General features: G+C 73.6%; 19 protein-coding genes. 5 read left to right on the top strand and 14 right to left on the bottom strand.

Annotation, left to right across the window (positions count from 1 at the left end; all coding sequences use genetic code 11):
- Nucleotides 1-581 precede the first annotated feature (581 nt).
- The 7 genes from proC to ACIQWR_RS17935 all read right to left on the bottom strand — a co-directional run bounded on the left by proC (nucleotide 582) and on the right by ACIQWR_RS17935 (nucleotide 6906).
- A complete protein-coding gene (proC, locus tag ACIQWR_RS17965; protein ID WP_354384596.1) occupies nucleotides 582-1391 on the bottom strand; it encodes a pyrroline-5-carboxylate reductase in 810 nt (269 codons plus the stop codon).
- Between the two features lie 30 nt (nucleotides 1392-1421).
- Entirely contained in the window at nucleotides 1422-2159 is a 738-nt protein-coding gene (locus ACIQWR_RS17960; protein WP_404010107.1) for an ABC transporter permease, read from the bottom strand.
- A complete protein-coding gene (locus ACIQWR_RS17955; RefSeq protein ID WP_404010105.1) occupies nucleotides 2156-2995 on the bottom strand; it encodes an ABC transporter ATP-binding protein in 840 nt (279 codons plus the stop codon). The genes ACIQWR_RS17960 and ACIQWR_RS17955 overlap by 4 nt, the downstream gene beginning before the upstream one ends.
- Before the next feature lie 79 nt (nucleotides 2996-3074).
- Complete coding sequence (locus tag ACIQWR_RS17950; protein WP_404010102.1) at nucleotides 3075-4148, bottom strand: lysostaphin resistance A-like protein; 1074 nt, start codon at nucleotides 4146-4148, stop codon at nucleotides 3075-3077.
- A 6-nt stretch (nucleotides 4149-4154) separates the two neighbouring features.
- Nucleotides 4155-4718: a hypothetical protein gene (locus ACIQWR_RS17945; RefSeq protein ID WP_404010100.1), complete on the bottom strand. Its 564-nt coding sequence runs from the start codon at nucleotides 4716-4718 to the stop codon at nucleotides 4155-4157.
- A gap of 64 nt (nucleotides 4719-4782) precedes the next feature.
- Nucleotides 4783-6654, bottom strand: coding sequence for a serine/threonine-protein kinase (locus tag ACIQWR_RS17940; protein WP_404010097.1), 1872 nt, complete (start codon nucleotides 6652-6654; stop codon nucleotides 4783-4785).
- An 18-nt stretch (nucleotides 6655-6672) separates the two neighbouring features.
- Entirely contained in the window at nucleotides 6673-6906 is a 234-nt protein-coding gene (locus ACIQWR_RS17935; protein WP_404010094.1) for a hypothetical protein, read from the bottom strand.
- Between the two features lie 159 nt (nucleotides 6907-7065).
- On the opposite strand from ACIQWR_RS17935, the gene ACIQWR_RS17930 reads away from it, so the two are divergent.
- A complete protein-coding gene (locus ACIQWR_RS17930; protein ID WP_404010091.1) occupies nucleotides 7066-9534 on the top strand; it encodes a helix-turn-helix domain-containing protein in 2469 nt (822 codons plus the stop codon).
- 54 nt (nucleotides 9535-9588) lie between these two features.
- Here the strand turns inward: ACIQWR_RS17930 and ACIQWR_RS17925 are convergent, their stop codons facing one another.
- Nucleotides 9589-9900: a peptidase gene (locus tag ACIQWR_RS17925; RefSeq protein ID WP_404010088.1), complete on the bottom strand. Its 312-nt coding sequence runs from the start codon at nucleotides 9898-9900 to the stop codon at nucleotides 9589-9591.
- A 127-nt stretch (nucleotides 9901-10027) separates the two neighbouring features.
- On the opposite strand from ACIQWR_RS17925, the gene ACIQWR_RS17920 reads away from it, so the two are divergent.
- Nucleotides 10028-12202 carry a serine/threonine-protein kinase gene (locus ACIQWR_RS17920; protein WP_404010086.1) on the top strand — a complete coding sequence of 725 codons (2175 nt, stop codon included), beginning with the start codon at nucleotides 10028-10030 and terminating at the stop codon, nucleotides 12200-12202.
- Between the two features lie 357 nt (nucleotides 12203-12559).
- Here the strand turns inward: ACIQWR_RS17920 and ilvD are convergent, their stop codons facing one another.
- The 4 genes from ilvD to ACIQWR_RS17900 form a co-directional block, all read right to left on the bottom strand.
- The gene (gene ilvD, locus ACIQWR_RS17915) at nucleotides 12560-14410 is read right to left on the bottom strand and encodes a dihydroxy-acid dehydratase (protein ID WP_404010083.1); all 1851 of its coding nucleotides are present in this window, start codon (nucleotides 14408-14410) and stop codon (nucleotides 12560-12562) included.
- Between the two features lie 101 nt (nucleotides 14411-14511).
- The gene (locus tag ACIQWR_RS17910) at nucleotides 14512-15141 is read right to left on the bottom strand and encodes a TetR family transcriptional regulator (RefSeq protein WP_404010081.1); all 630 of its coding nucleotides are present in this window, start codon (nucleotides 15139-15141) and stop codon (nucleotides 14512-14514) included.
- On the bottom strand, nucleotides 15138-15980 hold the full coding sequence (locus tag ACIQWR_RS17905; RefSeq protein ID WP_404010078.1) for a sugar phosphate isomerase/epimerase family protein: 843 nt from the start codon (nucleotides 15978-15980) through the stop codon (nucleotides 15138-15140). Before ACIQWR_RS17905 ends, ACIQWR_RS17910 begins: the two co-directional genes overlap by 4 nt.
- Before the next feature lie 393 nt (nucleotides 15981-16373).
- Nucleotides 16374-17303: a Ppx/GppA family phosphatase gene (locus ACIQWR_RS17900; RefSeq protein WP_404010075.1), complete on the bottom strand. Its 930-nt coding sequence runs from the start codon at nucleotides 17301-17303 to the stop codon at nucleotides 16374-16376.
- A 62-nt stretch (nucleotides 17304-17365) separates the two neighbouring features.
- On the opposite strand from ACIQWR_RS17900, the gene ACIQWR_RS17895 reads away from it, so the two are divergent.
- Nucleotides 17366-18208, top strand: a complete 843-nt coding sequence (locus tag ACIQWR_RS17895) for a hypothetical protein (RefSeq protein WP_404010072.1) — start codon at nucleotides 17366-17368, stop codon at nucleotides 18206-18208.
- Here the strand turns inward: ACIQWR_RS17895 and ACIQWR_RS17890 are convergent.
- Nucleotides 18195-20006: a hypothetical protein gene (locus tag ACIQWR_RS17890; RefSeq protein ID WP_404010070.1), complete on the bottom strand. Its 1812-nt coding sequence runs from the start codon at nucleotides 20004-20006 to the stop codon at nucleotides 18195-18197. The genes ACIQWR_RS17895 and ACIQWR_RS17890 overlap by 14 nt on opposite strands.
- 158 nt (nucleotides 20007-20164) lie before the next feature.
- Between ACIQWR_RS17890 and radA the strand changes: the two genes are divergently transcribed.
- The gene (gene radA / locus ACIQWR_RS17885; protein ID WP_404010068.1) at nucleotides 20165-21574 is read left to right on the top strand and encodes a DNA repair protein RadA; all 1410 of its coding nucleotides are present in this window, start codon (nucleotides 20165-20167) and stop codon (nucleotides 21572-21574) included.
- 190 nt (nucleotides 21575-21764) lie between these two features.
- Complete coding sequence (gene disA, locus ACIQWR_RS17880; protein ID WP_404010065.1) at nucleotides 21765-22889, top strand: DNA integrity scanning diadenylate cyclase DisA; 1125 nt, start codon at nucleotides 21765-21767, stop codon at nucleotides 22887-22889.
- Between the two features lie 379 nt (nucleotides 22890-23268).
- Here disA and ACIQWR_RS17875 read toward each other — a convergent pair whose 3' ends face one another.
- On the bottom strand, nucleotides 23269-24084 hold the full coding sequence (locus ACIQWR_RS17875) for a hypothetical protein (protein WP_404010062.1): 816 nt from the start codon (nucleotides 24082-24084) through the stop codon (nucleotides 23269-23271).
- Nucleotides 24085-24206 lie beyond the last annotated feature (122 nt).

The raw sequence follows: 24206 nt of genomic DNA, 5'->3' as shown, positions 1-24206 counted from the left end.
TCATCCACCGAAGTGGACGGGGTATCAACTTCTGGCGTTGATTTTTGGCACGCTGTTGAGTTCTCAAGGAACGGACGCTTCCTTTGTACTCACCCGCAGTATCACTACTGGGGCTTTCCTCCGGGCTTCGTTCTTCGTTTCCGACTCTATCAGACTCTTTCGTGTCCGATTCCCGGTCGAAGCGGGTTTCGCTTTCCAGTTCTTCGCTTTCGCGTTTCCCTTTCCGGCGAGTCCGACTCTATCAGAACCTTTCGGGCCTGACTCCCAGTCAGCGGGGTTTGTCTTTGCGGCTGTTGGGCCGTTCCGACGAGGTGTGACACTAGCGGATTCCTTGCCCCCGACCTAATCGGCGGCGGTGCCACTCGGGCACGGATTCCTCATTCGCAAATACGCATGAAAAAGAGACGACAACGTACGTCGCTTCGTTCGAATGTGTAGTGGCGGATGGCTGTCCGGGGACCGACCGGGGTCGGCAGCTCACTTCGGACAACTCGAAGAACCTTACGGATCCCGCACGCCAGTGTCAACCCCGGTCCGTCCCCTCCCCCGTCCGGGGACGAGGGAGGGGCGGGAGGGTGCCGTCAGCTGTTGCCGGTGGCGAGTTCGCGGCTGCGGTCGCGGGCCGCTTCCAGGGCCGCGATGAGGGCCGCCCGTACGCCGTGCTTCTCCAGTTCCACGATCGCGTTGATCGTCGTACCGGCAGGGGAGGTGACGGCCTCGCGGAGCTTGACCGGGTGTTCGCCGCTGTCGCGGAGCATGACGGCGGCGCCGACGGCGGCCTGCACGATCAGGTCGTGGGCTTGGGCGCGCGGGAGGCCGAGGAGGATGCCCGCGTCCGTCATGGCTTCGACGAGGAAGTAGAAGTACGCGGGGCCGGAGCCGGACAGGGCCGTGGCGGCGTCCTGCTGGGATTCGGGGACGCGCAGGGTCTTGCCGACGCCGCCGAAGATCTCCTCGGTGTGGGCGAGGTGGGCGCCCGTGGCGTGGCTGCCGGCCGAGATGACGGACATGGCCTCGTCCACGAGGGCCGGGGTGTTCGTCATGACGCGGACCACGGGGGTGCCCGCGGCGAGCCGGTCCTCGAAGAAGGAGGTCGGGATGCCCGCGGCGCCGCTGATGACCAGCCGGTCCGCCGGCACGTGCGGGGCCAGTTCTTCGAGGAGCTTGCCCATGTCCTGCGGCTTGACCGTGAGGATCAGGGTGTCGGCGCGCTTGGCGGCCTCTGCGTTGGTGACGGCTTCGACGCCGTAGCGGGTCCGGAGCTCCTCGGCTCGCTCGGGGCGGCGGGCCGTGACGAGGAGCTTCGAGGCGGGCCAGCCGCCTCGGATCATCCCGCTGAGCAGGGCCTCACCGATCTTGCCGGTGCCGAGAACGGCGACAGTCTGGGTCATGGCCTCATCTTTGCACCCGGTCCGAACGCTCTAGGGGGTGCGGCGGCGCAGGGTGGCCGCGCCGAGGGCGAGGACCAGCAGGGCGCAGGCGGCCACGACGATGGCGTCGCGGACGAAGTCGGTGGTCATGTCGGTGTGGGTGAGGACCTGGGTCATGCCGTCGACGGCGTAGGACATGGGCAGGACGTCGGACACCGCTTCGAGGACCGGCTGCATGGTGGTGCGGGGCGCGAAGAGTCCGCACAGGAGCAGCTGCGGGAAGATCACGGCCGGCATGAACTGGACGGCCTGGAACTCGGAGGCCGCGAAGGCGGAGACGAACAGGCCGAGCGCGGTGCCGAGGAGCGCGTCGAGCAGCGCGACCAGGAGGAGCAGCCAGGGCGAGCCGACGATGTCGAGGCCGAGGACCCAGAGGGCGAGGCCGGTGGCGAGCAGCGACTGGACGACGGCCACGGCGCCGAAGGCGAGGGCGTAGCCGCCGATCAGGTCGCCCTTGCCCAGGGGCATCGCGAGGAGGCGTTCGAGGGTGCCGGAGGTGCGCTCGCGCAGGGTGGCGATGGAGGTCACCAGGAACATCGTGATCAGCGGGAAGATGCCGAGGAGGCTGGCGCCGATGCTGTCGAAGGTGCGCGGGCTGCCGTCGAAGACGTAGCGCAGCAGGGTCAGCATCAGGACGGGCACGAGCAGCATCAGCGCGATGGAGCGCGGGTCGTGGCGGAGCTGGCGCAGGACGCGCAGGGCGGTGGCGGTGGTGCGGGCGGCGTTCATCGGGTCTCGTTCTCCCCTACGGCGGTGGCCGGGGCGGCGCCCCGGGCTCGGGCCTCGGCGTTGGCCTCGTCCACGAGGTGCAGGAAGCCCTCTTCGACGGTCTCGGAGCGGGTACGGGCGCGCAGCGCGTCCGGGGTGTCCTCGGCGAGGATCCGGCCCTCGCGCATGAGGAGCAGGTCGTGGCAGCGCTCGGCCTCGTCCATGACGTGCGAGGAGACGAGGATCGTGGCGCCGCGGCTGTCGGCGAGGGTGTGGAAGAGGTTCCACAGGTCGCGGCGCAGGACGGGGTCGAGGCCGACGGTGGGTTCGTCGAGGACCAGCAGCTCGGGGGTGCCGAGCAGGGCGACGGCCAGGGAGACGCGGCTGCGCTGACCGCCTGAGAGGTTGCCGGCGAGGGCGTCGGCGCGGGAGGTCAGGTCCACGTCGGCGATGACGCGGCCGACGTCGGCGCGGCGGCGGTCGGCGGCGGCCCGGCCGGGGTCGAGGACGGCGGCGAAGTAGTCGAGGTTCTGCCGGACGGTGAGGTCGTCGTAGACGGAGGGTGCCTGGGTGACGTAGCCGATGAGCGAGCGCAGTTCGGGGTGTCCGGCGGGGCGGCCGAGGACGTCGAGGGTGCCGGTGACCTGGGCCTGGGTGCCGACGACGGCGCGCATGAGGGTGGACTTCCCGCAGCCGGAGGGGCCGAGGAGGCCGGTGATGCGGCCGCGGGGGACGGCGAAGTCGATGCCGTGGAGGACGGTGCGGGGGCTGCGGCCGGTGCCGCGGCGGACGGTCAGGCCGCGGGCGTGCACGGCGGGAGTGGTGGCCGCGACTCCGTCGGCCTGGTTATTCATCATGTGATGAATAATGCTCCTGGGGGTGCCGTCCGTCAACCACCCGGGAGGGGTGGTCGACGGTCAGCAGGAGACGGCGGGGTCAGGAGGAGACGGTGCGGATCTTGCGGCGCTCGGCCAGCTTGACCACGAGCAGGCAGTAGAGCGGGGTCGCGACGATTTCCAGGACCAGCGCCTGCCAGGGCGCGTCGGCGGCCGTCTCGTCGTTGGCGAGGTCGTTGGCCAGGGCGGAGAGCGTGAAGGCCAGCAGGTTGTTCACCATGTGGTACCCGATGGCGGCCTCCAGGCCACCGGTGCGCAGGGTGAGCCAGGCGGACCAGGCGGCGGAGTAGAGGAGCAGTGCGAAGCCCGACCACTGGCCGAAGCCGTGGGCCAGGGCGAAGAGGACGGAACCGACGGCGATGCCCGCCCACGGGGTGCGCAGGTGCGCGCCGAACGCCTGCTGGATCCAGCCCCGGAAGAGGTACTCCTCCGCGGCCGCCTGGAAGGGGACCAGCAGCCACACCACGGCCAGGGAGAGCAGCAGCGTCCCCAGGGCGGGCGGGGCGAAGAGCTCGGCCGCCGTACCGTCGGGCCCGTCCCCGGGCACGAGCCACACCAATAGGCCGAACTGGGTGCCCAGCACGGGCAGGGCGAGGCCGGAGCAGAGCGCCAGCCAGCCGAGCCGGAGCCGGCCGGTGACCGAGGAGATCGTGCCGGCCGGACGGCGCTGGATCCAGCGGACGACGAGCAGGACCGCGGGTATCGCGAGGCCGAGGCTGACGAGGCCGAGCGCCACCTCGGCGATCGGGTCGGCGAAGACCGCATCGCTGTCCGGGTCGGCGGCGGCGATGCCGAGCACGTGGGCGAGCAGCATGGCCGCGATGGACAGCGCGACCATGCAGACCACACCGGCGGCGCCGAGCAGGGCGGTGCCTCCCAGCTCACGCCAGATGCGCTGCCCGCCGTTGCGGGCCAGGGCGGCGTAGGACGAGCCGGCGGGGGCCGAGAACGGTCCGGTGGGCGGCGGGGGTGGGGGCGGGTACGGGTAGGCCCAGTGCGGCGGGTGCGGCGCGTACTGCGCGTGCGGCGCATGCGGCGTTTCTTGGGGGTGCTGGGGTTGTTGGGGTTGTTGGGGATACGCGTGGGCGTCGGGGTGCGGGGGCGTGCCGCTCACTCCCGGCTACTTCCTCTTGCGCTTGGGGCGGCGGGCCGCGGGGTTCCCGGTGCGGGCGCCCCGGCGGCGGGTGTGTTCGGTGCGGGCGCGCTCGTACTCGGCGCGGGCCAGCCCCTCGCCGGGCGCCTCGATCAGGCAGCGCAGGAAGTACGCGATCAGACCGCCGATGAAACCGATGGCCTTGAGGCCCTTGAGCGAGGCCTCGTCCGAGGAGGGCGCCGGGCGCCGGGTGAAGGACTCCCAGGCCTTCGCGAAGGCGATGGAGCTCGCGATCGCGAAGAGGACGACGACGGAGATGCTGAGGAAGGGACCGACGTTGCCGATCTCCAGCCCCTCGTACGCGAAGCGCAGCAGGTAGGCGGCGATGACGGCGGCCAGCAGCGAGGCCACCGCCATGCCGGCGCGGCGCAGGCCGTACCCGCCGTCGTGTTCGACCCAGGTGGTGCCGAAGAACCGGATCGGCTGCGGCCGGGGGCCCTCGGCGCTTGCCGGGGTCGGGGCCGCTGCGGCTTCGGGGGCTCGTCCGGCGTCTCGTCCGGCGTCTCGCTCGTCGTCTCGTTCGTCGCTCACACCGGCGATTATCCCCCGGCGGGCGGCCGGGTCCCGGTGCGTCTCATGTGTCAGACGGGGGCCGTCAGCTGTTGCGGTAGGAGGTCGTGCACAACATCACGGAGTCGTCGAGCTGCGTCCACATCCAGTACTGGGTGCTGTCGGTCTGGCTGCGGCGGCAGTTCGCGGGGCTGGGGGCCGCCGGTGCGCGGTACACGCCGGTGACGATCATGACGTAGTCGTAGGCGGTCGGTATGCGGGTGGCCCCGCAGTCCACTGCGGTGAAAGTGCCCAGGTTGAGGTGGTTGTTCGTGCCCTTCGCCGCCAGTACGCAGTAGTTGACGTGGAACAGGCGCGTCAAGCACACGTTGATGTCCTGGTAGCGCCAGTTGGTCCGGCCGTCGCCGCTGGGGCAGTCCCCCGACACGACCGAACCGACCTGGACCTGGGCCCGCGTCGTGTCGCACCCGACGGGCTCGGGAGGGGTGTTCACGTTCCACTTGTTCGGGTAGCCGGTGTCGTACCAGGGCAGGCAGGTACCCGCGCGAACGGCCCTGAAGGCCGCCTCCCTGGCGTCCGGGGTCGGGGAGGGGGGCGGCGTGGGGGTGGGGGTTGGGGTGGGCGTGGGGCTGGGCGTCGGGGTGGGCGTGGGGGCAGGGGTGGACGACGGCGGCGGCGCGGGGGCGACGGCCTCCGGGGTGCGCGTCGGGCGGTAACTGGAGGTGGGCGCGGACGGTGCGTCGCGCCCTTCGGCGGACGTCCGGTCGTCCAGCGCACGCGCGCCCAGGAGGACGATGGCGAGCACGACGGCCACGGCTGCCCACCCGATCGTCCCGCGTGCGGCATCGGAGAGCCCCTGGCCGGCGCCGTCCCCGTCCCCGGCGTCCTGCTTCTCCGCCAGCCGGCGGGCCTCCGCCGCTCGGCGCCGGCGGGCCGCGGCGGCCAGGCGTTCCCGTTCCTTGCGGGCGGCCGCCTCGCCCGGATCGGTGAGCTGCGGGGCCTGCGGCGGCGCGTGCTCGGCAGTGGGGGCCTTCTTCCCGGGACCGGCCCCCTTGCCCGCCGCGTCGAGGGCCCGGCCGTGGGCCTCGTAGGCGGTGATCGTCGCCGTCCATTCCTCCGGCAGCCAGCGCCGCACGCGCCGGGTCTCCGACACGGCGGTGGCCAGGACGGTGGCGGGGTCGGGACGCCGGCTCGGGTCGAGGGCCAGACACGGCTCGATCAGCGGAGCCAGTCGGGTGGGCAGCCCCGACAGGTCGAGCTTCCCGCCCTGGACGTGGGCCAGCAGCACCATCTCGGACTCCAGGCCCTCCCGGTACGGCGGACGTCCGACGGCGAGGTGGAAGAGGGTCGCCCCCAAGGAGAAGACGTCCGACGCGGCGGTCGACGCCTTGCCGCGCGCCTGCTCCGGCGAGGTGAAGGCGACGGTCCCCAGGGTGAGCGAGGTACGGGTGCGGTCGACGGCGTGCGAGATGCCGAAGTCGATGACGAGCGGGCCGGTCAACGGCAGCAGGATGTTCTGCGGCTTGACGTCCCGGTGGACGATCCGGCTGCCGTGCAGGGAGATCAGTGCCTGCATCACGCCCGCGGCCACGGAGGGCACGGCCCAGGGGGCGAGCGGCCCGTGCGCGCGCACGAGGTCGGCGAGGGACGGGGCCGGTACGTACTCGATGGCCATCCAGGGCCGTGCCGCGTCGGGATCGGCGTCGAGGACGCGGGCGGTGTGCGCGCCGTCGACGCGCCGGGCCAACTCCACCTCCCGCGCGAACCGCTCCCGGTCGAGGGGGAGCACCGGGCCCTGCGCGAGGAGCGTCTTGACCGCGACGAGCCGTCCCCCTCCCTTCGGGCGCGCCAGGTAGATCCGGCCCATGCCGCCGGAGGCGAGCCGCCACAGCAGGCGGTAGTCGCCGAGGCGTTGCGGGTCGTCGGTGTCGAGACGGTGCACTGCGATGCCGGGCATGGTTCGCTTCCCCCTCGTTCAGCGGCCGCACGCGGCCGCGATGATCAGCAACAGCACGACCGCGACGACCATCCCGACGCAGCCGAGCCCGCCGCCCGCGGCGGGTCCCTTCGTGCCGGTCTCCACCTGGCCGCCCAGGGGCAGGCCGGGGTGCCGGGCGGTGTAGTGGTCCTCGTGCTGGCGCCCGGCCTCGGACGGGTCACCCCAGGTGGTCTTGAACCCGCACTCGCCGCACCAGAAGCGGTAGTTCATCCCTCTCCCCCTTCCTCCTCCTCTGCTCTCCTCGGAAGCGTGCGGTCGGTGCGGGTCGGGGTACAGGTCATGGCACCGGTCACCTATGAACGGCCGCCGCCCGCTACGCTCACCTGCGATCCGGGCCGGCGCTCCGGCCCCGAGGGGGGAGGGAGCCGCGTGACGACCGACCGACTCGTAGAACTCGCCGCGCTGTTGAAGGACCTGCGCAAGCGGTCCGGGCTGACGCAGGAGCAGTTGGCGCACGCGTCCGAGGTGAGCGAGAGCACCATCCGGAGGTTGGAGGGCGGCAAGGCCCCGAACCCGACGCTGCTCTCGCTGACGAAACTGCAGGACGCGCTCGGGGCCGGGCCGCAGGACCGCAGGCGGCTCGCCGAGCTGTTGGCGAACGGACGCGCGACCCCGGCGGAGGTACCGGCGGAGTTACCGGCCGAGGTACCGGCGGCGCCACCGGCACGGTCCGGGATGCTGGTACGGGACGACGTCCGCTCCGCCGCCCGTGACCTGGCGGTGGAGGTCCGGCGCCGCTGGCGGGTCGAGGAGGAGCAGCGCCGGGTCCACGACCCCTTCGCGCTGCCGGTGCGGTGGCGGCGCACCGACCCCGCGCTCAGCGATCATGAGGCCAACATCGAACGGCTGCCACCCGGGGCCGCGGCGCCGCTGCCCGCCGACCTGAGCGGTGACCTACCGACCGTCGCCGCGTTCTACCGGCGCAGGCGCTCGGGGCGCCTGGTGATCCTCGGCAGGGCGGGCTCGGGCAAGTCGGTGCTCACCATCCGGTTCGTCCAGGACTTCCTGGAGTCCCGCGCCGAGCTGGAGCGCGTACCCGTGATCTTCGGCATCGGCTCCTGGGACCCCACGGCCTCGACCTTGCGCGCGTGGGTGACGGAACGGCTCGTCCGGGACCACCCGCAGCTCGCGGACCGCGTGGGGGGCCGCTCGATGGCCGACGCCCTGATCGAGGCCGATCTCGTCCTCCCGGTCCTGGACGGGTTCGACGAGATCGCGGAGGGGCTGCGGAGCCGGGCCCTGGAGGGGCTGAACGAGTTCTCGTCGCCGCTCGTGCTCACCAGTCGGCGCGAGGAGTTCGCCGAGGCGGTCGGTTCGGCCGGTAGGCCGCTGGTGTGGGCGACCGTGATCGAGCTCGCCGACCTGACGACCGAGGACGTGGCCTCGTACCTGCCGCGAACCGCCCCGCGGGGCCCCGGCGACGGCGGTGCGGGCGAGGACGGTGCGGGCGAGGACGGTACGGGCGGCGGGGGCGGCGGCCGGGGCATGTGGGACGGGGTGATGGAGCAGCTGCGGGAGGACGACGGGGGCGGCGCGCCGGCCCTGGCCGGGGCCCTGCGCACCCCCTTGATGACCGCCCTGGCCCGGACCCTGTACAGCGACGGGGATCGGCCCGGGGGCGACCCGGCCGAGCTGTTGGACGCGCGGGCGTTCCCCGACGCGAGCTCCGTCGAGGAGCACCTGCTCGCGGGGTTCGTCCCCGCCGTCTACCGCTCGCGCCCCCGCGATCGTGGCGGCTGGGACCCGGAGCGCGCCGAGCACTGGCTCGGCTACCTCGCCCACCATCTGGCCCATCCCGACCGGGAGCGGCAGGACCTCGCCTGGTGGGAGATCGGCGACTTCCTGCCGAGCCGCCAGCGCGTGCTGAGCGTGGTGCTCACGGCCACGCTGTGCACCACGCTCAGCACCTGGCTGATCGGTTTCGTGATCGGCCGGCTGCCGGCTTGGGAGAACGCCGTACAGGGCGCCCTGATGGGTCCCACCGCCGGACTCGCCTTCGGCGCGGTGTACGCGGTCATGAACGCGAGGGGCGGCGGCACCTTCGAGCCGGCCTACGTACGGCTGCGCCTGCGCCCGCGGGGCGGCGGCCGGCACGCGGACGCGGGGCGGGGGGCGCGGCGCGGGGCGGTGCGGATCTTCACGGCGCGCTTCGGCGCGGTGCTGGCGGGCGGGTTCGTGATGGGGCTGGGCTGCTCCTGCGCCCTGATGGTGCAGCAGCAGCTGGCCTACGGCCCGAGGCTGAACCGCCAGGTCCTGGAGTGGATGGCCACGAACATGCTCGTCTTCGGGTTGATCTTCGGGGCGGGGGCCGGTCTGGTCTTCGGCGTGCTGGCGGCGCTCGAAGCGCCCCTGGACGTGGCCTCCGCCGCGAACCCGCTGGGCCTGCTCGCCGCCAACCGCGCGATCGTCCGACGGCAGTTCCTGGTGCTGGTGCCGCTGCTCGCGCTCTCGGTGGGCTTCGGCGGCGGGCTGATCGTGTCCCTGCTGGACGGTGTGGTCGGGGAGCTGAACTGGGACACGTGGGACGGGCTCCAGATCGGCTGCGTCGTCGGCCTCGCGGGCGGGCTGTCGTACGCCCTCTCCTTCACCGCGTGGGGGCACTGGGTGATCCGGGCCAGGCTGTGGCTGCCGATGGCCGGCAAGCTGCCCTGGGACACGGCCGCGTTCCTGGACGACGCGTACCGGCGCGGGGTCCTGCGCCAGGCGGGCGCCGTCTACCAGTTCCGCCACGTCCGCCTCCAGCACCACCTGGGCCGCGCCTACCGGCGGAGCCGGACCGGGCGGTCCCTGCGCTGGTCCCCGGTGGACCCGGCCGCCGGCCCCGGGGACCGCGGCTGAAGCGGACGCCGGGGCGCGGGCGGGATCGGGGGGCGGGCTGTACCGGGGAGCGGCTCAGCCGCAGTGGGTGGCGACGTAGCCGTCGCTGCCCGTCTTGACGTAGGCGTCGGCGACGTACAGGCCGTTGCCGATGCAGTCCCAGATGTCCGAGGTGCCGTAGGGGCCGGAGACCGTCGTGCCCGGGGTCTGGCAGTCGATCTTCACCCAGGCGCCGTACGGGAGGACCTTCTTGATCGGGTAGCCGGTGCCGGGGCCGCTGCGGACGTTCACCCGCGAATCGGGCGCGACCGGGAACGTCATGTAACCGGCTTCACCGGACATCGCGGACAGGGATTCCACCGCGCCCGCCGTCTCGTCAACCGCCATGCTGCTCTCCCCCATTGACCGGATATCGACCACGACCGGACGGTGGCGCCCGGCAACTCGCGGAGGATAGCAGCCCCTTACGGAATCGCACGCACCGTCGACTAGGCTCCCCCGGGGGTGATGGGCGATGAGATCGGCGCGCGCTGAGCAGTCCGGGTTTCCGGAGTACGCCGGGCTGTACCGGCTGGAATCCGTCCTCGGTTCCGGCGGCATGGGCGTCGTCCACCTGGCCACTTCCGCGTCCGGGTTGAAGCTCGCCGTGAAGATCGTGCACGCGCAGCACGCGGTGGATCCCGAGTTCCGCGCCCGCTTCCAGCAGGAGGTCGCCGCCGCGCGGCGGGTGAGCGGCGCCTTCACCGCACCCGTCGTCGACGCCGACACCGACGCCGAACGGCCCTGGATGGCCACCCTGTTCATCGATGCCCCGACGCTCGCGGAGCGGGTGCGCGAGCGGGTGCTGGACCCGGCCGAGGTCGGCCGGCTCGGCGCCGGGATGGCGGAGGCGCTGCGCGACATCCACCGGGCCGGAGTGGTCCACCGGGACCTGAAGCCGAGCAACGTGCTGATGGCGCCCGACGGGCCCAAGGTCATCGACTTCGGGATCTCGCGCCCGTACGACAGCGACCTGCGGACCGAGACCGGGAAGCTGATCGGGACCCCGCCCTTCATGGCGCCCGAGCAGTTCCAGCGGCCCCGGGACGTCGGGCCCGCCGCGGACGTCTTCGCGATGGGGGCGCTGCTGGTCCACGCGGCCACCGGGCACGGGCCGTTCGACTCCGAGAGCCCGTACATCGTGGCCTACCAGGTGGTGCACAACGAGCCCGACCTCACGGGGGTGCCGCAGGAGCTGGCGCCGCTGATCGCGCGGTGCCTGGCGAAGGACCCGGCCGCGCGGCCCACCGCCGACGAGCTGATCGCCGTACTGCGCTCGGCCGCCTATCCGACGAACGAGGACACGCGGGCGTTCATACCGCGCCCGCGCTTCCCCCTGATGGATCCGGCGGCCGAGCCGGTCACGCACCGGCGGGACGGGCTGCTCGGGCCCGAGGACGCGCCGTCCGGACCGGATGCCGGGGCGGGCGCCGGAGCGGGCGCCGGAGCGGGGCGGCGCGCGGGGCGGCGGCGGCAGCGCTCGCGGTGGCGGGTGGCCGCCGTGTTGGGGACCGGGCTGCTGGTCACCGGCGGGGCGGTCGGCGGGTACGTGCAGTTCCGGGAGACGCCGGCCACGACGGTCGCCGATCACCTGGACGGCGCGCCGGGCGGGGCCGCGGCGGCCAGGATCGCGCCGTGGTCGGTGAGCCCCGGCGCGGCCGGGGCCGCGCGACGGATCCCGGCCTGCGGCTGGATGACGGACGCCCTCTACTGCTCGGCGCCCGGTCTCGCGGCGGTCCGGCTGGACCCGGCGACGGGCGCGGTGCGGTGGTCGGCGGCCGGGGTCACGGGTCCGGCGGACCCGGCGCCGTTCCCCGGGGGCGGCGCCGTCCTCGTGCACCTCTCCGGCAGCCACCTGTTGCAGGCGCTCGACCCGGCGACGGGGGCGCAGCGCTGGAAGGCCGACACCCCGCGCGGCGCGGACGTCGTGCCGGCGGGTGCGCTGGTGCTGGTCGTCGCCGGCGACGGGCAGGTGACGGCGCGCGACGCGGCGACCGGCGCCGTGCGCTGGACGAACCGGGCGGGCTCCGGTGCGCAGTTCGTGGCGGCGGCGGACGGCTCGGAGGTGTACGCCGTCACGCCCGCGGGGGACGGTACGTCGACCCAGGTGCTGGCCCTCGCGGCGGCCGACGGCGCCACCCGCTGGCAGCACCGGGCGGTGGGGCTGCTGGAGCCGGTGGGGGTGGTGGACGGGACGCTGCACCTGCTGGCGGGCGACGGGATGGTGACGGACTCGGTGGTACGGCTCGACCTGCGGACCCGGGGCGAGCGGCGCACGCTGCTGCCGACGACCCTGTTGCAGGCGCAGGCCGGGGTGGGGGCGGACGGGACGGTGTACGCCTTCGGGAGCGGCGGTGCGTTGGTGGCCGTGGGCGCGGAGCGGGAGCTGTGGCGGCTGGAGACGGCGGCCAGTCAGGCGTCGCGGCCGGTGGTGGCGGACGGGCGGGTCCACCTCATGGCGGCGGACGGGCGGCTGCTGGCGGTGGACGCGGTGCGGGGGCGGCTGGTCGGGCAGAGCGCTCCGCGGATGGCCACGGGGGCGAACACCTTCGTGCCGGTGCGGCCTGCGCCGGTGGTGGCCGACGGGCGCGTCTTCGGCTCCGCGCCGGACGGTTCGGTCTTCGCCGTCGACCCTGGCGGGTGGCGGTAGTTCCCGTGGGGGCGTGGTCGGGGTCCGGCCGCCGGGCGCGGCTCCGGCCGGTGTGCGACCCCGGCTCGACCGCCCTCCGGGGGCGCCTCAAACGCCGGCGAGGCTGTATTGGCCGGCCCTACCGCTGGGAGGTACCCCCGGGCGGGGCTGGATTGGCCCGGGCATTTTCAGCCCGCCCGGCGTTTGAGGGCCCGCCGGAGGCGCATCCAGCCCGGCCGGCGATTGAGGCCACCAGGTCAACGCCCGGCTAACGGTCCGCTGCCCTCCGGGGCGCCTCAAACGCCGGCGAGGCTGGATCTGCCCGGCCGAAGGCGCCGGTGGGGGCACATCCAGCCCGGCCGGCGATTGAGGCCAGGGTCAGCCGAGGAGGGAGACGTCGCGGACGGCGCCCTTGTCGGCGCTGGTGGCCATGGCGGCGTAGGCACGCAGCGCCGCCGACACCTTGCGCTCGCGGTTCTTCGGCGCGTAGACGCCGCCCAGCGCCTCGCGACGGGCCGCCAGCGTGGCGTCGTCGACCAGCAGGTCGATCGAGCGCTTCGGGATGTCGATCCGGATGCGGTCGCCGTCCTCGATGAGCGCGATCGCCCCGCCCGACGCCGCCTCCGGCGAGGCGTGGCCGATGGAGAGCCCGGACGTACCGCCGGAGAAGCGCCCGTCGGTGATCAGCGCGCAGGACTTGCCGAGCCCGCGGCCCTTGAGGAAGGACGTCGGGTAGAGCATCTCCTGCATGCCGGGGCCGCCGCGCGGGCCCTCGTAGCGGATGACGACGACGTCACCCGGCTTGATCTCCTTGCGCAGGATCTTGTCGACGGCCTCGTCCTGCGATTCGCAGACCACGGCCGGGCCTTCGAAGGTCCAGATCGACTCGTCGACGCCCGCCGTCTTGACCACGCAGCCGTCGACCGCGATGTTGCCGTGCAGGACCGCGAGACCGCCGTCCTTGGAGTAGGCGTGCTCGACGGAGCGGATGCAGCCGCCCTCGGCGTCGAGGTCGAGGGTGTCCCAACGCTCGGACTGCGAGAAGGCGGTCGCGGAGCGGACGCAGCCGGGGGCCGCGTGCCACAGCTCGATCGATTCCTCGGAGGCGGTGCCGCTGCGCACGTCCCAGGTGCCGAGCCACTCCTCGATGCCGGCCGAGTGCACGGTGTGGACGTCCTTGTTGAGCAGACCGCCGCGGTACAGCTCGCCGAGGATGGCGGGGATGCCGCCGGCCCGGTGGATGTCCTCCATGTAGTACGTGCCGCCCGGCGCCACGTTCGGCGCGACCTTGGAGAGGCACGGGACGCGGAGCGAGACCTCGTTGATGTCCTTGAGGTCGTAGTCCAGACCCGCTTCCTGCGCCGCGGCCAGCAGGTGCAGGATCGTGTTGGTGGAGCCGCCCATGGCGATGTCGAGCGCCATGGCGTTCTCGAAGGCCTCGCGCGTGGCGATGGAGCGCGGCAGGACCGAGTAGTCGTCCTGCTCGTAGTGGCGCTTGGTGATCTCGACGATCGTGCGGCCCGCGTTCTCGTACAGCGCCTTGCGGGCGGTGTGCGTGGCGAGGACCGAGCCGTTGCCGGGGAGGGCGAGGCCGATGGCCTCGGCGAGGCAGTTCATCGAGTTGGCGGTGAACATGCCGGAACACGAACCGCAGGTGGGACAGGCGTTCTCTTCGATGCGCAGGACGTCTTCGTCGGAGACGTTCTCGTTGGAGGCGTCGACCATCGCGTCGATGAGGTCCAGCTTGCGGACGGTGCCGTCGACGAGGGTGGCCTGACCGGCCTCCATCGGGCCGCCGGAGACGAAGACGACCGGGATGTTGAGGCGCATGGCGGCCATCAGCATGCCGGGGGTGATCTTGTCGCAGTTCGAGATGCAGATCAGGGCGTCGGCGCAGTGCGCTTCCACCATGTACTCGACCGAGTCCGCGATGAGGTCGCGGGAGGGCAGGGAATACAGCATGCCGCCGTGGCCCATCGCGATGCCGTCGTCCACCGCGATCGTGTTGAACTCGCGCGGGACGGCGCCCGCGGCCAGGATCGCGTCGGAGACGATCCGGCCGACCGGGGCGAGGTGGGTGTGCCCGGGGACGAACTCGGTGAAGGAGTTGGCGACCGCGATGATCGGCTTGCCGATGTCGGCGCTCGCTACGCCCGACGCCCGCATAAGGGCGCGGGCGCCCGCCATGTTGCGGCCGTGGGTGACGGTGCGGGACCTCAGCTCGGGCATCGGGTTCACTCCCCATAGATGACACGTGGATGGCTCAGATTACGAGGCTACGCCTGCCGCCCGGGATCCGGACGGGGTGTCCGCATGTCGGGACGGGAGGCTCATTCCTCGGTCAGGTACCGCTGGAGGGTGGGCGCCACGAGCGCGACGATGTCCTCCGGGTCGGCGGAGGCGAGCGGCTCGACCTGGACGACGTACCGCAGGATGGCGATGCCGACCATGTGCGAGGCGGCCAGCTCGGCGCGGAAGGTGGGGTCGGGGACCTTGAGATCGGCCGCCACCCGTTCCAGGACCCGGCGCAGGATCAGCTCGCGCAGCACCTTGGCCGCGGCCTCGTGGGTCAGCGCCGAACGGACCACCGCCAGCAGCGGCGCGCGGGAGGCCGGGTTCTCCCAGATGCCCAGGAAGTAGCGGGCGAGGCGCTCGCCGATGCCGTCGGGGCCGTCCCCGACGACGGCCGGGACGACGAGGGCGGGGTCCACGCTCATCTCGATGGTCGCCGCGAAGAGGTCGTCCTTGGTGCCGAAGTAGTGGTGGACCAGCGCCGGGTCCACGCCCGCGGCCTTGGCGATCCCGCGCACGGACGTCTTGTCGTAGCCGCGGTCGGCGAACTCCGAGCGGGCCGCGAGGCGGATCCGCTCCTGGGTGCCGGGGCCGTCGCCGGCCTCGTCGTGGCGGGGGCGGCCGGGGCCGCGGCGGGGGCGGGGCCGGTTGGCCGGGGCGTCCGTCATCGGCGCGGGAGGTGGGTGACGGGGCCGGTGCCCGTGCCGGCGCTGGCGAGGTGCAGCCGGGTGAAGGCGAGGGCCTCGGCGAGGTCGGCCTCGCGCTCGGCGGCGGACATCGCGCGGCGGGTGTTGACCTCGATGACGACGTGGCCGTCGAATCCGGTGCGGGCGAGCCGGTCCAGCAGCTCGGCGCAGGGCTGGGTGCCGCGGCCGGGGACGAGGTGCTCGTCCTTGGCGGAACCGTTTCCGTCGGCGAGGTGGACGTGGGCGAGCCGGTCGCCCATCCGGTCGATCATCTCGGTGGCGTCCGTACGGGCGGTCGCGGTGTGGGACAGGTCGACGGTGAAATGCCGGTAGTCGTCCTTGGTGACGTCCCACTCGGGCGCGTACGCGAGCATCTCGCGGTCGCGGTAGCGCCAGGGATACATGTTCTCCACGGCGAACCGGACGTCGGTCTCGTCGGCCATCCGCCAGATGCCGGAGACGAACTCGCGGGAGTACTGGCGCTGCCAGCGGAACGGCGGGTGGACGACGACCGTGCTCGCGCCGAGCTTCTCGGCGGCGGCCTGGGCGCGCTGGAGCTTGGTCCACGGGTCGGTGGACCAGACGCGCTGGGTGATCAGGAGGCAGGGGGCGTGGATCGCGAGGATCGGGACCTGGTGGTGGTCGGAGAGCCGGCGCAGGGCCTCGATGTCCTGGCTGACGGGGTCCGTCCAGACCATCACCTCGACGCCGTCGTAGCCGAGGCGCGCGGCGATCTCGAAGGCGGTCGCCGTGGACTCCGGGTAGACGGAGGCGGTGGAGAGGGCGACTTTCGCGTCCGGGATGCGCACTGGTTCTGCCACGGGGACAGGGTACGGGGGCGCGGGGCCCCGGCCCCGCACCGGGCCGCTCGCCTCCGGCGGGGGCAGCCCGGCCGGCCTCGCCCTCAAACGCCGGGCGGGCTGAATCGGGCTGCCCGATCCAGCCCCGCCGGCGATTGAGGCGCCCCCGGAGGGCAGCGGACCCGCAGACGAGGGCCGGCTCGATGTGCCTCCGGCGGGCCCTCAAACGCCGGGCGGGCTGGATTTGGCCGGGCCCCAGGGGAAGGGCGGGCTGGATTTGGCCGGGCCCGAGGGGAAGGGCGGGCTGGGCTTGGCCGGGCCCATCCAGCCTCGCCGGCGTTTGAGGCGCCCCCGGAGGGCGGGCGACCGGAAGCCGGACGCCGACCGGCGGGCGGGTCGGGGCAGCCCCGCCGGTCAGGTGGGGAGGTGGTCCAGGCGGCGGAGGATGATGCCTTCGCGGAGGGCCCAGGGGCAGATCTCCAGTTCTTCCACGCCGAGGAGATCCATCGCGGCCTCGGCGACCATCGCACCGGCCAGCAGCTGCCCGGCGCGCCCCTCCGAGACGCCGGGGAGGGCCGCCCGCTGGAGGGTGGTCATCTCCGCGAGGCGCGGGACCCATTCCTCCAGGGACTTGCGGGTCAGCCCGCGCTGGACGAAGAGGCCCTCCGCCGAGCGGGCCGCACCCGCGATCCGGGCCAGCTGCTTGAAGGTCTTGGAGGTGGCCACCACGTGGTCCGGCGCGCCCGACCGGCTGAACTCGCCGACCGTCCGCGCGATCTGGGCCCGTACGTGCCGGCGCAGCGCCTTGACGTCCGCCGGGTCCGGCCGGTCGCCCGGGAGCCAGCCCGCGGTGAGCCGGCCCGCGCCGAGCGGCAGGGACACGGCGGTGTCGGGGTCCTCGTCGATGCCGGAGGCGATCTCCAGGGAGCCGCCGCCGATGTCGAGCACCATCAGCTTGCCCGCCGACCAGCCGAACCAGCGGCGCACCGCCAGGAACGTCAGGCGGGCCTCGTCCGCGCCGCTGAGGACCTGGAGGTCGACGCCGGTCTCCTCGCGGACCCGGGTCAGCACCTCGTCGGCGTTCGTCGCCTCGCGCACCGCACTGGTCGCGAAGGGCAGGACGTCCTGGCACCCCTTGTCCTCGGCGGCCTGGGCGGCGCCCGCGATCACCGAGACGAGCCGCTCGACGCCGTCGGGGGTGACCGCGCCGCGCTCGTCGAGCAGCTCCGCCAGGCGCAGTTCCACCTTGTGGGAGTGCGCCGGCTGGGGGCGCGCGCCGGGGTGCGCGTCGACCACCAGCAGGTGGATCGTGTTCGAACCCACGTCAAGGACACCGAGTCTCATACGCGAAACGCTACTGGGCCGAACGCGTAGGGGCGGCGTAAGGGGCCTTTAGGCTGGGGTTCGTGCCCAATACGAAGAAGGCCGGCAAGACCACCAAGCCGAGCAAGACGAAGAAGTCGAGCACCACGGACGAGAAGGGGCTCGACTTCGCCCGGGCCTGGGTGGAGTTCCCCGATCCGGCCGACGACGAGCAGATCTTCCGCTGTGACCTGACCTGGCTCACCTCCCGTTGGACCTGCATCTTCGGCAGCGGCTGCCAGGGCATCCAGGCGGGCCGCGCGGACGACGGCTGCTGCACGCTCGGCGCGCACTTCTCCGACGAGGACGACGAGAAGCGGGTCGCCGAGAACGTGGCGCGCCTGACGCCGGAGCTGTGGCAGTTCCACGATGTCGGCGCCGAGTCGGGCTGGGTGCAGAAGGACGAGGACGGCGAGCGGCAGACCCGGCGGTGGGAGGGGTCGTGCATCTTCCAGAACCGGCCCGGTTTCGCGGCGGGCGCCGGTTGTTCGCTGCACATCCTGGCGCTGCGGGAGGGCCGGGAGCCGCTGGAGACGAAGCCGGACGTGTGCTGGCAGCTGCCGGTGCGCCGGACGTACGAGTGGATCGACCGGCCGGACGACACCCGGGTGCTCCAGGTGTCGATCGGCGAGTACGACCGGCGCGGCTGGGGCCCGGGCGGCCACGACCTGCACTGGTGGTGCACCTCGGCGACCTCCGCGCACGGCGCGGGCGACCCGGTCTACGTGACCTACCGGCCCGAGCTGATCGAGCTGATGGGCAAGGAGGGCTACGGGGCGCTGGTCGCGCTGTGCGAGGCGCGCCTGGCGTCGGCGCCGCCGATGGCCCCGCACCCGGCGGACCCGGTGGTCCTGCCGGTCCCGGCGGTCCCGGTCAAGAAGAAGTAGCGGGCGTCGGGGTCGGGGTAACCGTTCCCTCGGACGCGGTCGGCGTCGGGGTGGGGGTCGGCGTGGGCGTGGGGGTCGGCGTCTCGGTCGGGGTCGGCGTCGGGGTGGGCGTCGGCGGTGTCGGTGTGGGTGTGGGATCCGTCGGCGGCGTCCGGCTGGGCTGCGGAGCCGGCCGGCCGCGGCCCGAGATCGAGACCATCGCGCCGCTCGGGTCCACCCCGACCCGGGCGGTCCAGGCGCCCACGGGCTGGGCGTCGGGGTCCACGGTGATCCGTAGGGTGACCGATTCTCCTGGGGCCAGGGTGCCCGCCGTGGCGCTCGCGCGCAGCCAGGGGGCGTCCGTCCACAGCCGCCAGTCGACGGGGGCCCCGCCGGACGCGCTGAGGGCGAGCAGGGTGACTCCGCCGCGGGAGGCGGCGGTGACGGTGAGCCGCCCCAGCCCCGCCGAGCCGGGCCGGTCGGGGCCGGTCGGGGCGCCCGAGCTGATCACCTCGACGGACACGTCGGGAACGGGGCCGCCTTCGGTGAACCGGGGCTCGGCGCCGGTGGTGCGGGTGTTGCCCGCGTTCTCGTAGGCCGCCGCGCCGGGGACGGGCCGGCCGTCGTAGCCGTTCAGGTGCGAGGGGATCTGGAGCTCGCTCGCGGAGATGCGGGTGTTGGTGGCGCCGGTCGACTCGCCGGTGCTGGGGGCGCCGCGGTACGCCGCCCAGAGGGCCAGGACCGGCGCCGCGACCACGGTGGCGACGACCGTGGTGGTGACGGCGCGGGAGCGGATCCGGTCGCGGCGGGCCGCGCGGTCCTTCGGGTCGAGGGGGAATCCGGTCCGGGCGAACCGGGGGGCCCCGGCGCGACCGCGGACCCGGGCGGAGCGCAGCATCGCGGTGCGCACGCCGGTGCGCGGCGCCGGTACGAGCGGCAGGGCGCCGGTGCCCACGCCGCCGGAGCCGGGCCACGGGGCGCCGGCGCCGACGCGTTCGGCGACGCGGCGGCAGAGCGGGCAGTCGTCGACGTGGCGGACGAGTTCGGCGCGCAGGGTGGTGGAGAGCAGCACCTGGCTGTCCCCGGTGAGCCGGGAGACGGCGGGACAGTTGCCGGTTTCGACCACGGCGAGCGCGGCGCGGGTGCGCTCGACCTCGCAGGCGGCTCCGGTGAGCAGGTCGCGGGCGGCGGTGGCCGGGGTGCTGAGGACGGCGGCGAGTTCGGTCACGGTCAGCCGGTGGCGGACGGCGAGTTCGAGGGCCTCGCGCTGCTCGGGGGTGGTCCCGGCGGCCTCGGGCCAGGCGAGCCGGGCCAGCTCGGTCCGCCGGTACGCGTTGACGTCGATCGGGTCGGCGGGTGCGGCCCCCGTCCCCGGCGCGGGGGCCGCACCCGTCCGGTCGGGGCCGCCGCCCGGGGCCGGGCGGTCCGTGGCCGGGCGGTCCGTGGCCGGCGCGCGGTCGGCTTCGGTGCGCCCCGGCGCACGCCGGGTGGTGTGCACGCCCGGCGGAGTGTGCCGGGCGCGCCGGGTCTCGGCGAGCCTGCGCAGACAGGCCCAGCGGGCGAGGGCGTAGAGCCAGGCCCGGCGGTCGCTCTCGTCGGGGCAGCGCCCCGGGTGCCGCTCGGCCACGGCCAGGACCTCGCCGAGCACCTCGGTGGCGCTGTCGTGGTCGCACAGGACCGACAGGCAGTACGTGAACAGGCCGTCCAGGTACGGCTCGTGGCGGAAGGGGGGCGCCTGCTCCCCCTCGGGGAGCGTGCGCCCGTGCGCCCGGTGTGCGCCGGTGCGAGTCGTGGGGTCGGCGTGGTTGCTGCTGTTCACCTCGTGAAGGTAGGCGGCCGGCCGGCGACGGCCCGGAAGCCTTCAGCACTTTTAGTCCTTACGGGTGAACAGATCGTGTCGTTGCTGACGGTCGCCCTGACGTCCCCGTCCGATCGGCCCCGGCGGGGGTGTCGGCGCCGGCCGATACCGTTGGCGGCATGGCAGCAGCCCGTACATCCCGTTCATCCGCCAAGGACCGGCCGTCCTACCGCTGTACCGAGTGCGGCTGGACCACCGCGAAGTGGCTCGGCCGGTGCCCCGAGTGCCAGGCCTGGGGGACCGTCGAGGAGACGGGCGCGCCCGCCGTACGGACCACCGCGGCCGGCCGCGTGTCCACCGCCGCCGTGCCCATCGCCCAGGTCGACGTGCGCCAGGCGACGGCCCGCTCCACCGGGGTCGACGAGCTGGACCGGGTGCTCGGCGGGGGTCTCGTACCCGGGGCCGTGGTGCTGCTCGCCGGCGAGCCCGGCGTCGGCAAGTCCACCCTGCTCCTGGACGTCGCCGCGAAGGCGGCGAGCGACGAGCACCGCACCCTGTACGTGACGGGCGAGGAGTCGGCGAGCCAGGTGCGGCTGCGCGCCGACCGGATCAACGCGCTCAGCGACCACCTCTACCTCGCGGCCGAGACGGACCTGTCGGCGGTGCTCGGGCACCTGGACGCGGTGAAGCCCTCGCTGCTGATCATGGACTCCGTGCAGACCGTCGCCTCCCCCGAGATCGACGGGGCGCCCGGCGGCATGGCCCAGGTCCGCGAGGTCGCGGGGGCCCTGATCCGCGCCTCCAAGGAGCGCGGGATGTCCACGCTGCTCGTCGGCCACGTCACCAAGGACGGGGCCATCGCCGGTCCCCGGCTGCTGGAACACCTCGTCGACGTGGTGCTCAGCTTCGAGGGCGACCGGCACGCCCGGCTGCGCCTGGTCCGCGGCATCAAGAACCGCTACGGCGCCACCGACGAGGTCGGCTGCTTCGAGCTGCACGACGAGGGGATCACCGGGCTCGCCGACCCGAGCGGGCTGTTCCTGACCCGGCGCGCGGAGGCGGTTCCCGGCACCTGCCTGACGGTGACGCTGGAGGGCAAGCGGCCGCTGGTCGCCGAGGTGCAGGCGCTGACCGTGGACTCGCAGATCCCCTCGCCCCGACGGACCACCTCCGGGCTGGAGACCTCCCGCGTCTCGATGATGCTGGCCGTGCTGGAGCAGCGCGGCCGGATCACCGCGCTCGGCAAGCGGGACATCTACGCCGCGACGGTGGGCGGGGTGAAGCTGACGGAGCCCGCCGCCGACCTGGCCGTGGCGCTGGCGCTGGCTTCGGCCGCGAGCGACGTACCGCTGCCGAAGAACCTCGTCGCGATCGGCGAGGTCGGGCTGGCCGGTGAGGTGCGGCGGGTGACGGGCGTGCAGCGCCGGCTCGCCGAGGCGCACCGGCTCGGGTTCACGCACGCGCTGGTGCCGGTGGACCCGGGCAAGGTGCCCGCGGGCATGAAGGTCATCGAGGTGGCCGACATGGGGGACGCGCTGCGGGTGCTGCCGCGCGGCCGGAGCCGGAGCTCGGCGAAGCCCGACGCCTGAGGTCGACGCCTGAGGTGGACGTGTGAGGTGCAGGTCAGGGGGCCCGTCCGGGGTCCTCTGACGGGCACAGTGGCCAAGCCACGGCGGGGGCGTGGCGCGCGCCGGTAGACTTTGTGCTGGTCCGCCCGGCCGTACGCACTCCCCTGTGCCCGTGGTGCGGGGCGGTACGACCCGCGACCGGAGGAGTGCAGTGGCAGCCAAGGACGGGGCAGCAGCATCCGGGAAGTCCGGCGCAGGCAGCAAGCAGGAGGCCCTGATGCGGGCTTCGCTGAGCGCGGTCGCACCCGGTCAGCAGCTGCGTGACGGCCTGGAGCGGATCCTGCGCGGCAACACCGGCGGTCTGATCGTGCTCGGCATGGACAAGAGCGTCGAGGCCATGTGCACCGGCGGCTTCGTCCTGGACGTGGAGTTCACCGCGACCCGGCTGCGCGAGCTGTGCAAGCTCGACGGGGCGCTCATCGTGGACAAGGACATCACCAAGATCCTGCGGGCGGGCGTCCAGCTGGTGCCGGACGCCTCGATCCCGACGGAGGAGACGGGCACCCGGCACCGCACGGCGGACCGCGTCTCCAAGCAGTGCAACTTCCCGGTCGTCTCGGTCTCGCAGTCGATGCGGCTGATCGCGCTGTACGTCGACGGCGAGCGGCGCGTGCTGGAGGAGTCCGGGGCGATCCTGTCCCGGGCGAACCAGGCGCTGGCCACGCTGGAGCGGTACAAGCTGCGGCTCGACGAGGTCGCGGGCACGCTGTCGGCGCTGGAGATCGAGGACCTGGTGACGGTCCGCGACGTCACGGCGGTCGCGCAGCGGCTGGAGATGGTCCGGCGGATCGCGACCGAGATCGCCGAGTACGTCATCGAGCTCGGCACCGACGGGCGGCTGCTGTCGCTCCAGCTGGACGAGCTGACGGTCGGGATCGAGCAGGAGCGCGAGCTGGTCATCCGGGACTACGTGCCGGAGCCGACGGCGAAGCGTTCCCGCACGGTCGAGGAGGCGCTGGCCGAGCTGGATTCCTTCACGCACGCGGAGCTGCTGGAGCTGGCGACGGTGGCGCGGGGGCTGGGGTACACGGGCTCGCCCGAGACCCTCGACTCCGCGGTGTCGCCGCGCGGGTACCGGCTGCTGGCGAAGGTGCCGCGGCTGCCGGGGGCCATCATCGAGCGGCTCGTGGAGCACTTCGGCGGGCTGCAGAAGCTGCTCGCGGCGAGCGTGGACGATCTGCAGACCGTCGACGGCGTCGGGGAGGCGCGGGCACGGTCCGTGCGGGAAGGGCTGTCGCGGCTGGCGGAGTCCTCGATCCTGGAGCGCTACGTCTAGCCTGCGGCGCGAGTGGCCTGCGGCGCGAGCGTGGTGTCCTGGGCCCGGGCATGGCCGCCGAAACGTCCCGGCCACGAGCCGGACCGCCCTCCGGGGGCGCCTCAATCGCCGGCGAGGCTGATTCGGCCGGCTCCGACGGCACACCTCGGCCCCATCCAGCCCGCCCGGCGATTGAGGGCATCTTTGAGCCCGGCCGACGCTTGAGGCCACACTCCGGCCCGCTGCCCTCCGGGGGCACCTCAAACGCCGGCGGGGCTGGATTGCCCGACGGCCAAGCTCGGCCGAATCAAGCCCGGCCGGCGCTTGAGGCCACACCTAGCCTGCCCGGCGATTGAGGGCATCCCTCAGCCCGCCCTGCGATTGAGGGCGGCTTTGACGGTCAGTCCTGCTTCAGGACGAAGGAGGTTCGGGCTACAGGCATGCCGGGGGACTTGACCTCCACCACGTACGTGTCGGCCACCGCGCTCCCCGCCGGAGGCGCCTGGCACTGGGACGCCGAGCTGAACTTCCGGTCCCACTCCAGCGACTGCGTCGTCTCGCTGTTCGCCGGCAGCCGGTAGAAGACGTTGCCCGCTCCCGCGGGGCAGTCCGCCGAGGACCAGACGGCCTTGCCCGTGGACGCCTGAGTGATGCTCAGGATCGCCTGCTTGGGGCCGAGGTCGACCTTGCAGGTGGTGCCGGAGACGTTGCGGGCGAGGAGTTCGAGGCGGGGGCGCTCGTTCGGCTCGTACTCGTTCTTGGTGCTCTTGACCTCCCACTGGAGCGCGCTCGGCGCACAGGTGGGGAGCGGGGAGTCGGCCGGGATCTGGCCGGGCCCGGCGGCGGACCCGCCGCCCGCGCCCGAACCGGAGCCGCCCGGTTCGCCGTTCTTGCCGGTGCCCGCGCCGCCCGCGCCGGTGCCCGCCGCCGCGCCGCCGTGGTCGCCGCCGGTGGCGCCGCCGGCGCCCGCCTCGTCGCGGCCGCCCGGGGCCGTACCGATGGCCGGCCCCGATCCCGGCGCGCCGGGCGTGATGGAGGTGGCCGGGTGCGGCCCGGAGCCGCCGCCCTTGCCGTTCTGACTGGTCCTGCCCCCGCCGGAACTGACGGTCCATACGGCGAGGAGCGCCAGGAGGGCGGCGACGGACGCCAGAACTGCCCTCCGTCGCCAGTAGATGGAGGAGGGAAGCGGCCCGACCGGATTGCGCAGTGATCCCACGGAGGGAACTTTACGAGAGTCCAGGACGCGATCCGTGCCCCACATGCCGTACATCCGGCGCGTTTTGGCGATGATCATCCCGCTGCGCCACCGCTGGAGGGCCATCAGGACCAAGATCGGGG

Origin of the sequence: Streptomyces sp. NPDC098789, assembly GCF_044759975.1 — a bacterium.
Lineage (GTDB): Bacteria > Actinomycetota > Actinomycetes > Streptomycetales > Streptomycetaceae > Streptomyces.
The sequence above is the reverse complement of the archived record's forward strand: the minus strand, read 5'-3'. Positions and strand labels throughout refer to the sequence as shown.

Bases quoted from the DNA above. Each gene is read 5' to 3' on its own strand.
- ACIQWR_RS17920 (WP_404010086.1), top strand. From the start codon at position 10,028: ATGAGATCGGCGCGCGCTGAGCAGTCCGGGTTTCCGGAGTACGCCGGG.
- ACIQWR_RS17925 (WP_404010088.1), bottom strand. From the start codon at position 9,900: ATGGCGGTTGACGAGACGGCGGGCGCGGTGGAATCCCTGTCCGCGATG.
- proC (WP_354384596.1), bottom strand. From the start codon at position 1,391: ATGACCCAGACTGTCGCCGTTCTCGGCACCGGCAAGATCGGTGAGGCC.
- ACIQWR_RS17960 (WP_404010107.1), bottom strand. From the start codon at position 2,159: ATGAACGCCGCCCGCACCACCGCCACCGCCCTGCGCGTCCTGCGCCAG.
- ACIQWR_RS17940 (WP_404010097.1), bottom strand. From the start codon at position 6,654: ATGCCCGGCATCGCAGTGCACCGTCTCGACACCGACGACCCGCAACGC.
- ACIQWR_RS17935 (WP_404010094.1), bottom strand. From the start codon at position 6,906: ATGAACTACCGCTTCTGGTGCGGCGAGTGCGGGTTCAAGACCACCTGG.
- ACIQWR_RS17910 (WP_404010081.1), bottom strand. From the start codon at position 15,141: ATGACGGACGCCCCGGCCAACCGGCCCCGCCCCCGCCGCGGCCCCGGC.
- ACIQWR_RS17955 (WP_404010105.1), bottom strand. From the start codon at position 2,995: ATGATGAATAACCAGGCCGACGGAGTCGCGGCCACCACTCCCGCCGTG.
- ACIQWR_RS17900 (WP_404010075.1), bottom strand. From the start codon at position 17,303: ATGAGACTCGGTGTCCTTGACGTGGGTTCGAACACGATCCACCTGCTG.
- ilvD (WP_404010083.1), bottom strand. From the start codon at position 14,410: ATGCCCGAGCTGAGGTCCCGCACCGTCACCCACGGCCGCAACATGGCG.
- radA (WP_404010068.1), top strand. From the start codon at position 20,165: ATGGCAGCAGCCCGTACATCCCGTTCATCCGCCAAGGACCGGCCGTCC.